The sequence below is a fragment of the Sphingomonas sp. LC-1 genome (assembly GCF_025371035.1).
In the GTDB taxonomy this organism is placed as follows: domain Bacteria; phylum Pseudomonadota; class Alphaproteobacteria; order Sphingomonadales; family Sphingomonadaceae; genus Sphingomonas; species Sphingomonas sanguinis_E.
In genome coordinates this window covers 277744-292450 of record NZ_JANZXB010000005.1, presented here as the reverse complement: position 1 = coordinate 292450, position 14707 = coordinate 277744, and the positions used below count along the sequence as shown (strand labels likewise).

Annotated in this window: 11 protein-coding genes; 6 read left to right on the top strand and 5 right to left on the bottom strand. The window is 65.2% G+C overall.

Features of this window, described 5'->3' with window-relative positions:
- The first annotated feature begins 195 nt into the window (after positions 1-195).
- Positions 196-3228, top strand: a complete 3033-nt coding sequence (locus NZL82_RS09960; protein WP_261269599.1) for a ligand-binding sensor domain-containing diguanylate cyclase — start codon at positions 196-198, stop codon at positions 3226-3228.
- A 45-nt stretch (positions 3229-3273) separates the two neighbouring features.
- The gene (locus NZL82_RS09955; RefSeq protein ID WP_261269598.1) at positions 3274-3483 is read left to right on the top strand and encodes a DUF5818 domain-containing protein; all 210 of its coding nucleotides are present in this window, start codon (positions 3274-3276) and stop codon (positions 3481-3483) included.
- Positions 3484-3505: 22 nt separating this feature from the next.
- Here the strand turns inward: NZL82_RS09955 and NZL82_RS09950 are convergent, their stop codons facing one another.
- Positions 3506-4441, bottom strand: a complete 936-nt coding sequence (locus tag NZL82_RS09950) for a DUF808 domain-containing protein (RefSeq protein WP_261269597.1) — start codon at positions 4439-4441, stop codon at positions 3506-3508.
- A gap of 78 nt (positions 4442-4519) precedes the next feature.
- Positions 4520-5392: a LysR family transcriptional regulator gene (locus NZL82_RS09945; RefSeq protein ID WP_261269596.1), complete on the bottom strand. Its 873-nt coding sequence runs from the start codon at positions 5390-5392 to the stop codon at positions 4520-4522.
- Positions 5393-5507: 115 nt separating this feature from the next.
- Here NZL82_RS09945 and NZL82_RS09940 point away from each other — a divergent pair, with 115 nt between their 5' ends.
- From NZL82_RS09940 to NZL82_RS09925, 4 genes are read left to right on the top strand one after another with little or no spacing between them, the layout of a single operon-like run.
- Complete coding sequence (locus NZL82_RS09940) at positions 5508-7607, top strand: malate synthase G (RefSeq protein WP_261269595.1); 2100 nt, start codon at positions 5508-5510, stop codon at positions 7605-7607.
- On the top strand, positions 7607-8176 hold the full coding sequence (locus tag NZL82_RS09935; RefSeq protein WP_261269594.1) for a gamma carbonic anhydrase family protein: 570 nt from the start codon (positions 7607-7609) through the stop codon (positions 8174-8176). Before NZL82_RS09940 ends, NZL82_RS09935 begins: the two co-directional genes overlap by 1 nt.
- Before the next feature lie 9 nt (positions 8177-8185).
- Positions 8186-8896: a response regulator gene (locus NZL82_RS09930; protein WP_230480527.1), complete on the top strand. Its 711-nt coding sequence runs from the start codon at positions 8186-8188 to the stop codon at positions 8894-8896.
- Positions 8893-10224: an ATP-binding protein gene (locus NZL82_RS09925; RefSeq protein ID WP_261269593.1), complete on the top strand. Its 1332-nt coding sequence runs from the start codon at positions 8893-8895 to the stop codon at positions 10222-10224. The genes NZL82_RS09930 and NZL82_RS09925 overlap by 4 nt, the downstream gene beginning before the upstream one ends.
- Before the next feature lie 364 nt (positions 10225-10588).
- Here the strand turns inward: NZL82_RS09925 and NZL82_RS09920 are convergent, their stop codons facing one another.
- From NZL82_RS09920 to NZL82_RS09910, 3 genes are all read right to left on the bottom strand, one after another.
- A complete protein-coding gene (locus tag NZL82_RS09920) occupies positions 10589-13705 on the bottom strand; it encodes a PAS domain-containing protein (RefSeq protein WP_261269592.1) in 3117 nt (1038 codons plus the stop codon).
- 89 nt (positions 13706-13794) lie between these two features.
- Positions 13795-14421 (bottom strand): TIGR02281 family clan AA aspartic protease, encoded by a 627-nt coding sequence (locus NZL82_RS09915; protein WP_261269591.1) that lies wholly within the window; start codon positions 14419-14421, stop codon positions 13795-13797.
- Between the two features lie 92 nt (positions 14422-14513).
- Positions 14514-14702: a hypothetical protein gene (locus NZL82_RS09910; protein WP_261269590.1), complete on the bottom strand. Its 189-nt coding sequence runs from the start codon at positions 14700-14702 to the stop codon at positions 14514-14516.
- Positions 14703-14707: the final 5 nt, after the last annotated feature.

Below are 14707 nucleotides of genomic sequence, written 5' to 3'. Positions count from 1 at the left end.
GCCACTTGAGGTTATCGTCGCTCATGCCGCAGCATCACCCAAGGCGACTACATCCGCAATGGGCCGGCCGGCGAGGAAGGAACGATCGATAAACTGCTTATCGCGACGGTGGTGAGCAGACGCTTACCGTCCTGCCGCACCAGGGTTAACGACACTTTCACCTGTCGGATGGCAAAAGGCGGTTGGACGAACCCTTTGACCCTTGCTCGATCTTTTGGCGCCGTCGCCCTTCTGTTCCTGGCTCTGTTGCCGTCATTGGCATGGGGCGAGGGGGGCGATGCATGGGCGAAATGGCAATGGGCGGCATTCTCGCGGATAGGCGGCGACGCGGGACTGCCCCATGTCACCGCGACCGCGATCACCCGCGCGCCGGATGGGACGATGTGGATCGGGACGCGCGGCGGCCTGGTCCGCTATGACGGGCAGCGGCTCCGCAGCTTCAAGCAGCGCTTGGCCGACCCGCATTCGCTACCCGACAATTATGTCCGCTCGCTGCTGGCCCTGCCCGATGGCAGCATAATGGTCGGCACCAATGTCGGCGGAACCGCGCGTTACGACCCTGGTACCGGCCAGTTTCGACGCCTGAAAGCGATAAGGGGGCGGATCGGAGCGCGGGTCTATGGCTTCACGCCGGACGGTCGCGGGGGGGCCTATATCGGGTCCGATGGCGGCGTGCATCACTATGTCCGCCAAGCCGACGCGATCGACCCGATGGCCGAGCAGGCGATCCATTCGCAGGATGGACGGCCGCAAGGATCTTTCTCCATCCACCGCGATGCCGACGGCACGCTATGGGCAGGATGCGAAGAAGGGTTGTGGATGCGTCGCCCCGGGGCGAGCCGCTTCGAGCTCGTGGAACTGGGCGAGGATCGGGGCAAAAGCGACATATGGTCGATCTTGCGCGATGGCCAGGGACGGCTCTGGGTCGGGACGGGGGCCGATGGCCTGTATCTTTCGGCCGGACGTGATCAGCCGTTTCGCGTCTTGCCCGGATTGGACGGTGCGTCTGCGCTGGTCGGCCACCGTACCGTTCGCGCGCTCGTTCAGGACGGGCGGGGACGGATATGGGTCGGCACCGACGGCATGGGGATCATCCTGATCGATCCGGCTCAGGACTTTGCCGGACAGCCCATTCGACATCTGGCCGCCAATCCGTTCTCGTTGGTGGGAGATACGGTTCGTTCGCTGGCGCTGGACGGATCGGGCGGGATATGGGCAGCGACCGAACTGGGGGCGGCGCGGACGCAGGGGCCGGGCGGCGGCGTACTTCGAATCGGTTCGGCCATGCCCGACCCGCATATGTCGCTGTCCGACGAGAATGTTCGGGGGATCATGGTCGATCGGCACGACCGGATCTGGCTGGGCTTGAGCAAGGGCGGGGTCGACCGGCTGGACCGGGCGGCGGGCCAAGTGCGCCGTATCGCGCTGGAGGGCCGTCATGCCGGACAGGACATAAAAGCGCTGCTCGAATCCGATGACGGCACCATCCTGGTCGGTGCGCGAGGCGTGGTGGCGATCGACCCGAAAAGCCTGTGCCAGCGGCCCGTCCCGGTTACGGGTTTGGACGATCTTCCCGTCATTTCGCTGGCGGAGACGCCGGATTTGCTGCTGATCGGTACCTATAAGGGACTGTTCGTCCGGCGGCGGGCGAACGGCGTGGTCCGGCATTTGCAGCATGACGCCGCCAATCCGAACAGCCTGCCCAACAACGAAGTGATCAATATCGTCATTCAACCGGGGCTCGTGGCGTTGATCGCCACGCCCGGGGGCATTGGCCGGCTCGACCTGCGAACGGGGCGCTTCACCAATTTCGCCAGCCGTGCGGGGGACGCAACCAGCCTGCCGCAGGACTATGCGGGGTCGATCATTCCCTTTGGCCGCGACATCTGGGTCGGCACCTATGGCGGCGTGGGATATGGCCAGGCGGTGCCCGGCGGCTGGCGGTTTCGTGCGATTACTGAGGCGCAAGGATTGGCGGGGGACAATGTCGCCTCGCTCGTCCGGGATCGCCGGGACCGCTTGTGGGTCGCAAGTACGGGCGGCATTTCGCTGATCGATCCTGCGGGTCGTCATGTCCGGGTGATGAGCCGCCGCGACGGCCTAACTATGGGCGCGTTCAATCAGCGTGCGGCGGCGCGAACCGCCGACGGATCGTTGCTGTTCGGCTCTCCGGATGGACTTTTGGTGCTGCAGCCCGATCTTTTGCTGGGGCAGAAGGCGGCGGTGGATCCCGCGCGAATGATCGTCAGCGGGGCGGAGTTGGATGGGCATGCGCTGCCCGGTGATCCGGTCTCGCCGGACTTCGCCCTGCGGCTGAACGGGGATGAGCGGACGCTCCGTGTCGGCTTTGCGCTGACCGATTACGCCGCACCGGATGAGATCCGATACGGCTATCGGCTGGAGGGGTTCGATCGGCAGTGGATGATCGTGCCCGCGGGCACACCCGCCAGTGCGACGTACACCAATTTGCCCGCAGGCGAATATTGGCTGGACCTGCGCGCCAATGTTCCGGGCTTTGCCGCCAAGGTGGTGAGCCGCCGCTTACGCCTGATCGTCGAGCCGCAATGGTATGAAAGCTGGCCCGCCCGGCTTGGGCTCGCCATCCTCGCGATCGTTTCGTTGGGGGGGGTGATCCTGTTGGTGACGGCGGTCGTTCGCCGCCGGGCTCGGATGCTGGAAGTGATGGTCGAGGAACGCACCGGTGCCCTTCGCGCGGCGAACGCACAGCTCGATCTATTGGCAAGTACCGATCCCTTGACGGGGCTGGCCAACCGCCGAACCCTGATGGCCGCGATCCAGGATGCGCGCGACCATGCGGTGGAAGAGGGAGAGGCCTTTTCCTTCGCGCTGCTGGACCTCGATCATTTCAAGCGGATCAACGATGAATATGGCCACGGCGCCGGCGACGAGGTGCTGATCGAGACGGCCGCCCGGTTGCGACAGGGCGTTCGCGGTCGGGACATGATCGCGCGCTATGGCGGCGAGGAAATCGCCATCCTTTTCCCGGCGGCCTCGATCGATGCGGCGGCGGGCGTGGTCGAGCGGTTGCGCAAGGCGGTGGCGGAGCGACCGATCGTCGTCGAGAGCCGGTCGATTCCGGTCACGTTCAGCGGGGGCGTGGCGGAATGGCGCGATGGCGAGGATATCGAGACGACCATCCGGCGCGCCGACCATGCCCTGTATCACGCCAAGGGGTTGGGCCGCGACCGGGTAGGACTGGCGATGTGACGGCTTGCCGGAACCCGAGAGACTAGCGGGCGATTGCAGAGCGTCATGGATATTGATCATTCCCAAGCCCAGCGGACCGTCACGGGTCGCCTGTTGCGTCACCACGGTGCCTTCATTCTGCAATGCGACGAAGGCGGGGAATTGGAGCTGCGCCTGCCGCGCGTACCGGTCGATCTTGTCGGCAAGTCGGTGTGCGTCGTGGGGCGGATGCTCGGCCCGGCGCTGATGGAGGCGGAGGGGGTTCGCGGCGCCTGACCTCGCGCCCCCTCCGACATGTTTAGTGGGCGGTCTTCCGAGGAATGAGGTGCAGGATGCCCACGATCACCGCCCCGACGATCAGACCGACAATGGCTGACCCGACGGCGCCGACGATCCAGGCCACGGCCGACCCCGCGACGGGTATTGCTTCTCCGGCGTGATGCGCGGTGTCGTGGATGAGGTGGGGCAGGGTGGTGAGGCCGAACTCCTCCATGCCATGCACGATGATCCCTCCGCCGACCCAGACCATCGCGGCGGTGCCGACCACCGCCAGCACGCGCAGGACCACGGGCATGGCCTTGACGAGGCCGCGCCCGATCGCCTGCGCCGCGCTGCTCTCCCGCTGGGCCAGGTGGAGCCCGATGTCATCCATCTTCACGATCGCTGCGACCAGTCCATAGACGCCGACCGTGATCGCGATCCCGACAAGCGCCAGCGCGATCGCCTGTGTTCCGATCGACAGGTCGGGCAGTTCCGACAGGGCGATCGCCATGATCTCCGCCGACAGGATCAGGTCGGTCCGGATCGCGCCTGACACCTGCCGGTCCTCCAGCGTCTTGGGATCGGCGGCCACCGCCTCTTCGGCTTCGGCATGGCCGCCGATCAGGCTCTCGAGGATCTTCTCGCTCGCCTCGAAGCACAGGAATGCGCCGCCCGCCATCAGGATCGGGGTGATCGCCCAAGGTGCGAAGGCACTCAGCAACAGGGCGGCGGGCAGCAGGAAGAGCAGCTTGTTGCGGAGCGAACCCAAGGCGATCTTGCCGATGATCGGCAATTCCCGTTGCGGTGCCAGACCGACGACATAGCGCGGCGTGACGGCCGTATCGTCGATGACGACCCCGGCAGCCTTCGCACCGGCGCGCGCGGATGCGCCCGCCACGTCGTCCAGCGACGCCGCCGCCAGCTTGGCGATCGCCGCCACGTCGTCGAGCAATGCGACCAGACCCCCTGCCATCGACCTTCTACTCCCTGTAAAGCTTTTGTTCTGCCTAGAGCCGGACGCCGGGCGATGCACGGAAAAATGACGAAGTCGTCATGTAGCCCATGGCGCGGCGCGCCAGATCGCGGTCAGATGATCGATGAGGGCAGCCACGGCGGCGGGGGCTCCGGCTTGGGTATGCAGGGCCCATAGCGCCACGGCCTGCGCGCCCTCATGCTCCGGCAGGACCCGCACCAGCCGCCCATCGGCGAGTGTGTCCGCCACGTCCCATAGCGAACGCAACGCAATGCCCGCCCCCGCCAGAACCAGTTCCCGCACGACTTCGCTGGAATTGGTCTCGATCCAGCTCCGCCCGGGCACGGTGACGCCCGCCAGGTGCCATGGCAACTGCCCCGACGCGGCAAGCAGACGGTGTCCGGCAAGGTCTTCCAGGCTTTCCGGTCGTCCCGCTTCGGCAAGATAGCGTGGGCTGGCGCAAAGGATCCGACGATTGGCCATCAACCGATGGGCGGCGACGCCGCCCGGCGGTGTCGCGGTGATACGAAAAGCGACATCGATCCGTCCGCCGATCAGATCATCGAAATTATCGGCCAGATCGATCTGCAACTGAACGGCCGGATAGCGTCGCAGAAAGGTGGGAAGATAAGGCGCGATCCAGAGCCGACCGAAAGAAGTTGGCGCGCTGATGCGCAACGGGCCCGATGGCTCCGCCGCGGCCTGCATCATGCGTGCTTGCGCCGCGCGTAGATTCGCGACTAGCGGCGCGACCTCGGCATGGAAGGCCGCGCCAATGGGCGTTGTCGCCAGCCTGCGGGTCGTTCGTTGAAGCAGGCGCACGCCGAACCGCTCCTCCAGACGGGCGATCCGTTTCGACACCATCGCCGGGGACAGCCGCCACACCCGCGCCGCTGCCGCCAGACTCCCTTCCCGCACCACATCCACGAACAGCGCAACGTCCGGGTCCATTCGTTCCTCCGGCGATCGACAGCACTTCGATTATGCCCACTACCGAAGGGTATGGCGACTCCCTATCACCGGCATGAGAGCAGGGCGGAGTGAAGCTATGGTTGAGGAGAGCAACATGATCGATCGCTACGGCCTGTCCGTCGCACCCGCGCTGGTCCGGTTCCTCGAGGAGAAGGTGCTGCCGGGCAGCGGAATCGAACCGCGGCAATTTTGGGAAGGACTGGCCAGCATCCTGGAGTGCTTCGCGCCCGAAAACGCCGACCTACTGCGCCGTCGCGATGCTCTCCAGCAGCAGATTGACGACTGGTATCGGCAGGGTGGCGCCACCGACGGCGAGGCGCAGCGGCGTTTTCTGACAGATATCGGCTATCTGGTGCCCGAACCCGAACCCTTTGTCATTTCGCCGACCGGGGTTGATGACGAAGTCTCCCGGCTGGCGGGGCCGCAACTTGTCGTGCCGATGCTGAACGCCCGGTTCCTTCTCAACGCGGCCAATGCGCGCTGGGGCAGTCTTTACGACGCGCTTTACGGCACTGACGCGATCGCACCGCCTTCCTGTGCTCCGGGGTACGACCAAGATCGGGGAGCCGCCGTCATTCGTTGGGTGCGCGCCTTCTTGAATGACGCTCTGCCGATCGAGGGGGATTGGGCGACCATATCCGACCTGCAAACTGCGATCGGCCTGTTGCGAGAGCCAGGGCAATTTCGCGGGCGCAGCGAGAAAGGATGGCTGTTCCGCCATCATGGCCTGCACATCGAGATCGTCGTCGATGCAGCGCACCCGATCGGAAGCACCGATCCGGCGGGCATTGCCGACGTGCTGCTAGAATCCGCGCTGACCACCATCTGCGATCTGGAGGATTCCGTGGCGGCGGTCGATGCGCAGGACAAGGTCGCGGGCTATGCGCATTGGCTCGGCTTGATCAAGGGGACCCTTACCGCCCCGGTCGGGAGGGGCGGCAAAGTCGTGACCCGGCGGCTGGCACCGGATCGATCCTATCAGGGGCCGGGCGGCGAAGCGTTCACACTCCCAGGCCGCAGCCTGTTGTTCGTGCGCAATGTCGGGCATTTGATGACCACGCCCGCCATTCGCCTTCCGAACGGTGGCGAGGCCCCGGAGGGTATTGTCGACGCCGTCGTCACCAGCCTGATCGCGATGCGCGATGGGCGGAGCGGCCAGCCGCCCCGTAACGGGCGCTTCGGTTCCATCTACATCGTGAAGCCCAAGATGCATGGCCCCGAAGAGGCGGCCTTTGCAAATCGGCTGTTCGATGCGGTCGAGGATATGCTGGGGCTCGATCGACATCGAATCAAGATTGGCGTGATGGATGAGGAACGCCGGACCTCCGCCAATCTGGCGGCGTGCATCCATGCGGTGCGGCACCGGGTCGTCTTCATCAATACCGGTTTCCTCGACCGGACCGGGGATGAAATACATAGCGCGATGCAGGCCGGGCCGATGATCCGCAAAGGCGCGATGAAGGAGGCGGACTGGATCGCGGCCTATGAGGACCGGAACGTCCAGATCGGTCTGGCGTGCGGCTTTGCGGGGCGGGCGCAGATCGGGAAGGGCATGTGGGCGGCACCGGACCGTATGGCCGATATGCTGGCGCAGAAGGAGGCGCATCCGCGTTCCGGCGCGACCACCGCCTGGGTGCCGTCCCCGACCGCAGCGACGCTCCACGCGACGCATTACCACCGCGTCGACGTTTCGGCCCGCCAAGCCGCGCGAGGCGCCGAACCGGTGGCGGCGATCGAACGTCTGGTGACCCCGCCGGTGGCGCTCGCGCCCGACTGGGCCGCGCAGGATATTGCCGACGAACTCGACAACAATGCGCAAGGGCTGCTCGGCTATGTCGTCCGCTGGATCGACCAGGGTGTGGGATGTTCGAAGGTGCCCGATCTGCACGACATCGGCCTGATGGAGGATCGCGCCACGTTGCGCATCTCGTCCCAGCATATCGCCAACTGGCTGCATCACGGCATCGTCACGTCCGATCAGGTCGAGGCGGCGCTGGCCCGGATGGCGGCGAAGGTCGATGAGCAGAATCGTGACGACCCCGGCTATCGTCCGCTGCTCGGTTCCCAGGGGGACAGCCTGGCCTTGCAGGCCGCCCGCGCGTTGATTTTCGAGGGGCGCGAGCAACCGAACGGCTATACCGAGCCGCTGCTTCATCGCTATCGTCAACTCGCCAAGCAGCAGGGAACAGGCTGATGCCGCTTTACGCTATGGGCGAACATCGCCCGGTCATCGATCCGTCCGCCTGGATCGCCCCGTCGGCGGATGTCGTCGGACAGGCGATTGTCGCCGAGCAGGTCAGTCTGTGGTTCGGCGCGATCGTGCGCGCCGACAATGGCCCGATCCACATCGGCGCGCGGAGCAATGTGCAGGACGGCGCGGTCCTCCATTCCGATCCGGGCAGCCCGTTGACCATCGGGGCAGACTGCACCATCGGGCACCGCGCCATCCTGCATGGCTGTACGGTGGAGGATGGCTGCCTGATCGGCATGGGGGCGACCATATTGAACGATGCGGTGATCGGCAGCGGGTCGCTGGTCGGGGCGGGCGCGTTGGTTACGGAAGGAAAGATATTCCCGCCCCATAGCCTGATCGTCGGCGTGCCCGCCCGCGCGGTGCGAACGCTGGAGCCCGATCAAGTCGCCCGGCTTGGCCTGTCGGCGGAGGGCTATGCCGCCCGCGCCGCGCGATATGCCGTGCATCTGCAGCGGCTTGACGCGGATCAGGCCGAGCCGGTCGTTGACGTGCGCGGCCCGGCTGCCTAGCCAAGCACGGTGACCCCGCCTACCATCCTGATCGTCGAGGACGATCCCGCCCTTCGCACCCTGACCGCCCGCGCGCTTCAGGAGAACGGATTCGCCGTGAAGCTGGCCAATGCCGCGCCCGAAATGTGGCAGGCGCTTGAGGTCGGGCAGATCGACCTGATCCTGCTCGACATCATGCTGCCCGGCACCAGCGGCATCGATCTGTGTCGTCAGGTGCGTCAGAAGAATGCCGTTCCGATCATTTTCATCAGCGCCAAGGGCAGCGAGGTCGACCGCGTCGTCGGGCTGGAACTGGGGGCGGATGATTACCTCGCCAAGCCGTTCGGCACGCGCGAACTGGTGGCGCGAATTCGGGCGGTGCTGCGTCGCGGCGGTCTGGAGAATGCACCGGGCGAGCGAGAGGCGGGTATATTGGGCTTTGACGGCTGGACCGCGAACCTGCCGCGTCGCGAGCTGATGTCGCCCTCGGGCGCGCAGGTGGAATTGACCGGTGCCGAGTTCGATCTGCTGGTCGCCTTCCTCGACAATGCGCAGCGGGTCGTGGCGCGCGAGCGGCTGATCGAATTGTCGCGCGCGCGGATCGGGGACAGTTCGGATCGCAGCATCGACGTGTTGGTCAGCCGTCTGCGTCGCAAATTATCGGGGGCTGGGGGAGCCGCCCCCATCGTCACGGTCCGCGGGGTCGGCTATATGCTCAACGTGCCGGTGGAGCGGCGGTGATCCGCCCGTCGGTCGGCCTGCTCGGCCGGATCGTCGCGATCCTGCTGCTGGCGGTGACGATCGAGTTTGCGGTCTCCACCTATCTCTACGAGCGCGCCAGCCATGTCTCGGTCCGTGACGACGAGGCACGGCGGCTGGCGGAGCATCTGATCGTCGCGCGCCGCGTCCTGAACGAGCGTCCCCGGATCGAGCGCCCCGAAGTGGCCGGGGAGCTGACCACCGACCGCTATATCGTCAGCTGGTCGGCGGAGGCGCCGCCCCGGCCCACCATTGCGCCGGCGATGGACAGCATGCGACGCCAGATCGTCGACTGGGAACCGTCGCTGGCGGCGACCGACATTCACCTGCGCCTGACCTCGCCGGGACGGACCTCGGTCGTGTCGGGGGATTTGCGCCTGGACGATGGCTCGTTGCTCAGCTTCCGAATGCGGGAGGGGGTTCGCACCCTCGACCTCGCCTTCGGGCGCGTGCTGCTCGCGCTTATCCCCGCGATCGCGTTGATGTTGCTCAGCGGGGCGCTGATCGGGCGTATCCTTCATCCGCTGCGAACGCTCGCTCGCGCCGCCGACACATTGGGACGCGGACAAAGCGGGGGCCAGGGAGCGGCCCTTCTCGTCCCCGAACGTGGGCCCGGCGAGGTTCGTCACGTCACCCGCGCGTTTAACCGGATGCAGGCACGAATCGGTCGGTTGATCGACGAGCGAACCCGTGCCCTGGCGGCGGTCGGCCATGACCTGCGCACGCCGCTCGCACGATTGCGTCTTCGCGCCGACGCGATCCAAGACGACGACGTTCGCGAGGCCATCGGTACCGACATCGAAGAGATGGAGGCGATGGTTTCCTCGCTTCTGGCCTTTCTGGGCGGCGAGGGCGATGCCGAGCAACCCGAACTGACCGACTTGGCGATCCTCTGCGCCAATCTCGCCGATGATGCCGCGGATCATGGCCGGGACGTTCGCTATGTCGGTCCCGACCATTTCGACTGTCGCCTGCGCCGCTTCGGCATGAAGCGCGCGCTCACCAACCTGGTCGAAAATGCACTCCATTACGGCGAGCACGCGATCATCACCTTAAGGGCCGATCCGGCGGACGATGTATCTATCCGTGTCGAAGACGACGGCCCCGGCATCCCGGAAGAGTCGCTTGAACTGGTGCTGGAACCCTTCGTCCGGCTGGACACCGCGCGGCGGCGCGACACCGTGGGGTTTGGTTTAGGTCTGTCCATCGTCGCGCGGGTCGTCGCGGCGGAAGGCGGCGAACTGACCCTCGCCAACCGCCCGGAGGGGGGGCTTTGCGCGGAAATTCGACTTCCGCATTGTCGGACATGATTTGTCACGTTTTCGCTGCACGACAGCAAAACTCGCAGCGTATCTACTGAGTGCAGAAGCTGGACGCCGTCGCAATGGCGCGATGGAAGGTCCGGCTTCGCCGGATAGGTGTTCGCCGCCCGCCAACGAAGCGGTGACGGACAGCGTTTTGGGTTGTGACATCACTCGGGAGATAGCCGATGACGATGGAGTTCGATTTGACCGCGCTGGAATTGCAGGGTGCCCTGCTCGTGTTGGCGGTGATCATCACCTTCGCCGCTATCGAGGGCTGGAAGGCCCGCTAACCGACTTCAAGGTTTCGCAAGGGTTCCGCTGCCGCCCCCCTCCGGCATGAACCCGACCGGAAAGGGGTAGGCGACCCGGCTCACGGCCGGGTCGTCTGCTCCATAATCTCCAACTGATCACGAATGGCGGCAATCAGCCGATGCGACGAATAGGGCTTGGTCAGTAGTGCGGCGCCCATGTCCGCCGCTTCCACCGCCATGCCGCCATCCCCCGTCGCGAAGACCACCGACAAGGTCGGGCGGAGCTGGCGAGAGCGCTTGGCAAGCTCGATACCCGACTCGCCGGGCAGGTTGAGGTCGGTCACGAGCACGTCGATCTGCGCGGTCTGAAGCGCGGTCATCGCCTCTTCCGCCGTGACCGCATGCACCACGACGAAACCCGCATCCTGCAAGGCTTCGGCGGTGTTGGCGCGGATCAGATCGTCATCCTCGACTAGCAGGATCGTGCGCCCGTCGTGCATTGGTCGGGGGGAGGGTTCTTCCGGAGCCCTAACCTCACGCCCACTTTTGTCCTGCGATACGCCGGGCGAGGCCATCCGGCGCTGCTTCTGGTTGCCCAGCACATGGCGGAACTTCCGCGCTAGGGCTTCGCGGGTATAGGGCTTGGACAGCAGCTCGACACCCTTGTCGAGGCGACCGCCATGAACGATCGAATTTTCGGTATAGCCAGAGGTAAACAGAACCGCGATGTCGGGTAGGCGTTCGCGCGCCTTGCGGGCCAGTTCGGGGCTTTTGAGCGTGCCGGGCATGACGACATCGGTAAAGAGCATGTCGATCGGAATGCCGCTTTCGATGACGTTGAGCGCACTTTGTGCGTCCACCGCCTTCAAGACGCGATAGCCCAGGTCGGACAGCAATTCGACCACGGTGGCGCGCACTTCCGCATCGTCCTCGACGACCAGCACTGTTTCCGAACCGCCGGTGATCGGGCCGGTGTCGACCGCGACCTCGACGTCCTCCGCTTCCATCGCGCGGGGCAGATAGAGCTTGATCGTCGTGCCATGGCCGATCTCGGAATAGATCTTCACATGGCCGCCCGACTGCTTGACGAAGCCATAGACCATCGACAGCCCGAGCCCCGATCCCTTGCCCTCGCCCTTGGTCGAGAAAAAGGGTTCGAAGACCTTTTCGATGATGTCGTCCGACATGCCGCTGCCTGTGTCGGACACGGCGAGCATGACATATTGCCCCGGCGTCACCTCGTCATGGCTGCGGGCATATTCGTCGTCGAGATGGGCATTGCTCAACTCGATGGTCAGCTTGCCCTGACCCTCCATGGCATCGCGTGCGTTGATCGCGAGGTTCAGCAGCGCATTTTCGATCTGGTTGGGATCGATGAAGGTGTTCCACAGACCGCCACCGACGATCGTCTCGATCTCCACGCCTTCGCCGATCGCGCGGCGGAGCATATCGTCCATCCCCTGGACGAAACGGGTGACGTTGACGACCTTGGGCTCCAAGGCCTGCCGCCGTCCGAGGGCCAGCAATTGCGCCGCGAGCTTCGACCCGCGCGAGACGCCGGCCATCGCATTGGCGACCCGCTGTTCGGCGCGGTCGTTGCCGGCGACGTCCTTGCCCAGCAGTTGAAGATTGCCCGAGACGACTTGGAGGAGATTGTTGAAGTCGTGCGCGACGCCGCCGGTCAGCTTGCCGATCGTCTCCATCTTCTGGGCTTGGGCCAGCGCCTGTTCAGCCTGGCGGCGTTCGCTGATCTCTTCGATGACGCGGGTCTCCAGCGTCTCGTTGAGCTGGCGAAGTTGCGCCTCGGCACGCTCGCGGTGATGGACCTGTCGAGCCAGCACATTGGCCTGGTCGCGGAGCGCCTGCTCGGCGGCGCGCTGTTCGGTGATGTCGGTATGGACGCCGACCCATTCGATCAACTCGCCGTCCGCCCCGATGATCGGCAGCGCACGGATCGCATAGGTACGCCATTCGCCATCGTGACGGCGGACGCGATGTTCGTGGACGAACATGCCCTTGACCGCGACCGCCTCATTCCAGGCGACGATCGAAGCCTCGGCATCGTCGGGGTGAACCGCGTTCGCCCAGCCGAAGCCCTGATAGTCTTCATAGGTCTGCCCGGTGATCGCCGCCCATCCGGGTTGTTCGCCGACCATCCGACCATCCGCGCTGTTGGTCCACAGCACGCCGTGCACCGCATCCATTGCCGCGCGAAAACGGCGATTGCTGCGCTCGATCGCTTCGGCGTGGCGCATCCGTTCGTCCACGTCGAAGACCAGGATATGGAAGCCGATCACGCTGCCCGCCGCATCGCGGCGCGGGATGTAACGCGTCTCTGCGCGCCGCCGAGTGCCGTCACGGTGGTGCAGATGCACATCGGCCACCACGTCTTCACCGGCAAGCGCACGCTCGATCAGCGGCAGACGATCGGCATAATCAGCCTCTGTCAGGACATCGCCGATCCGCGTGCCGACCATAGCCTCGGGATCGATGCCGAGAAATTCGCGATAATGGTTGTTGGCGAAGCGATAGCGCTGGTCCCGGTCCACGAACGCGACCAGCACCGGCATCGAATCGGTGATCGTCCGCAATTCCGCTTCGCTCTCGGCCAGCCGTCGCTCCGCCGCGACCCGGCCCGTATTCTCGACGACGGTGCACATAACCCCGCCGACATCACCCTCGTTGAAATAGACCGGCGTGTAATAGAGGTCGAACACCACCTCTTCCTGAACGCCCGCCCGCGTGACGATCATCTTCTGATCGCGATAGGCGATCTCCTCGCCCTGGAAACCGCGCTCCAATATGTCACGGTTCCAGTCCCAGATTTCCGGCCAGACATCCGCCACGAGGCCGCCGAACGCTGCCGGGTGACGGGCACCTGCGATGGCCCGATAGGCGTCATTATAGATCATGACATGGGAATCGCCCCACATCAGTACCTTGGCGATGGGCGAATGCACGATGTTGGCGACCGTAGTCCGCAATTCACCCGGCCATTCGCACATCGAGCCGAGCGGCGTCGTCGACCAATCAAGGTCGCGCACCCGCTGCCCGCATTCGCCGCCACCGACCAGCCAGGCCTTCAGGTCCGCGGGCACGCTTTCGGCGCGCAGCCGGTCGATCGCGGCGAGCAGCAACGCCTGCTCACTCGGAAACTGGCCCGTATCCAAGGCGTGGGTAACATATCGGTCGAGCTGCGGCGGGAGCGACAGCATGCGCGACTGGGAAGTGGTCATGGTTTCCGGCATGAGAAAGCTACATCTTCAAGTCAATCGGCACGGAGGCCAATCACGCTGATTTCCGTCAGATTTCAGCCCGGTGAACCTCATGCGCGCTCGGCGGGCATTTGGGGATGATGGGGCTCCAGGATCAGGGTCGATCCCTCCACCCGCCAACTTTTCAGTCGGGAAAGGAAGTTCATCCCCAGGACATCCGTCTCTCCGAATGCCGCCGACACCACCACCGGCACATTATCGGCGCGGATCGTCCCGATACGTAGCGACTGGACGCGCCCCGTCTGCGCCCGGATCATGCCGTTCGCGGTATTGAGCACCACCGGAAAGACGGGCGCGGAGGGGCGCAATCCGGCGGCGCGCGCGGTTTCCGTCGACAGCGCGGTCAGGGTCGCGCCGCTATCCACGAGCATCCGGCGGGTCACGCCATCGATCGTCACGCGCGCCCAGAAATGACCGTCCGGCGCCATGCGAATGCGCACGGTATCCCCGACGACGCTCTGATCCTGAAGATTGAGGATCTGCATCGCCCGCTGGATATAGGGATCGAACTGCTCGCGTTGTTGCAGCACGACGAACAGCAGGCCCGCCAGCAACACCCAACTGACCAGATTGATCGCCACGCGGAGGACCGGCACACGGCGTGCGACGATACCGGCGACGACGACCGCGATGACGATGATGACCAGGGGCGTCGGAACGCCCAGATCGGCAAACATGATTGTCCGAAGTCCTTGATCGACCCGAAGACCGGGTCCTGAGGACAGATGTTTAGCCGATCCTGTGTGTACAATAGCTGACCGCGGGAAAATCAGCCCTGGTCGTGCATGCCCACTTCCGACGCGCTGAAACGACGCCCCCCGTACCAGCGGCGAAAGCTTCCATCCGGCTGCCGGTAATATAGGGCACCGTCATGGCGGACCGGTGCGCCGAGAGAACGATAGGCTGCCCAAATGCCATAGACCATGGCGACCACCGCCAGGACCTTGATCCACTCCATCGACT

Coding starts and splice junctions, on each gene's coding strand:
- NZL82_RS09940 (WP_261269595.1), top strand. CDS start 5,508: ATGATCGATCGCTACGGCCTGTCCGTCGCACCCGCGCTGGTCCGGTTC.
- NZL82_RS09920 (WP_261269592.1), bottom strand. CDS start 13,705: ATGACCACTTCCCAGTCGCGCATGCTGTCGCTCCCGCCGCAGCTCGAC.
- NZL82_RS09915 (WP_261269591.1), bottom strand. CDS start 14,421: ATGTTTGCCGATCTGGGCGTTCCGACGCCCCTGGTCATCATCGTCATC.
- NZL82_RS09955 (WP_261269598.1), top strand. CDS start 3,274: ATGGATATTGATCATTCCCAAGCCCAGCGGACCGTCACGGGTCGCCTG.
- NZL82_RS09935 (WP_261269594.1), top strand. CDS start 7,607: ATGCCGCTTTACGCTATGGGCGAACATCGCCCGGTCATCGATCCGTCC.
- NZL82_RS09910 (WP_261269590.1), bottom strand. CDS start 14,702: ATGGAGTGGATCAAGGTCCTGGCGGTGGTCGCCATGGTCTATGGCATT.
- NZL82_RS09950 (WP_261269597.1), bottom strand. CDS start 4,441: ATGGCAGGGGGTCTGGTCGCATTGCTCGACGACGTGGCGGCGATCGCC.
- NZL82_RS09945 (WP_261269596.1), bottom strand. CDS start 5,392: ATGGACCCGGACGTTGCGCTGTTCGTGGATGTGGTGCGGGAAGGGAGT.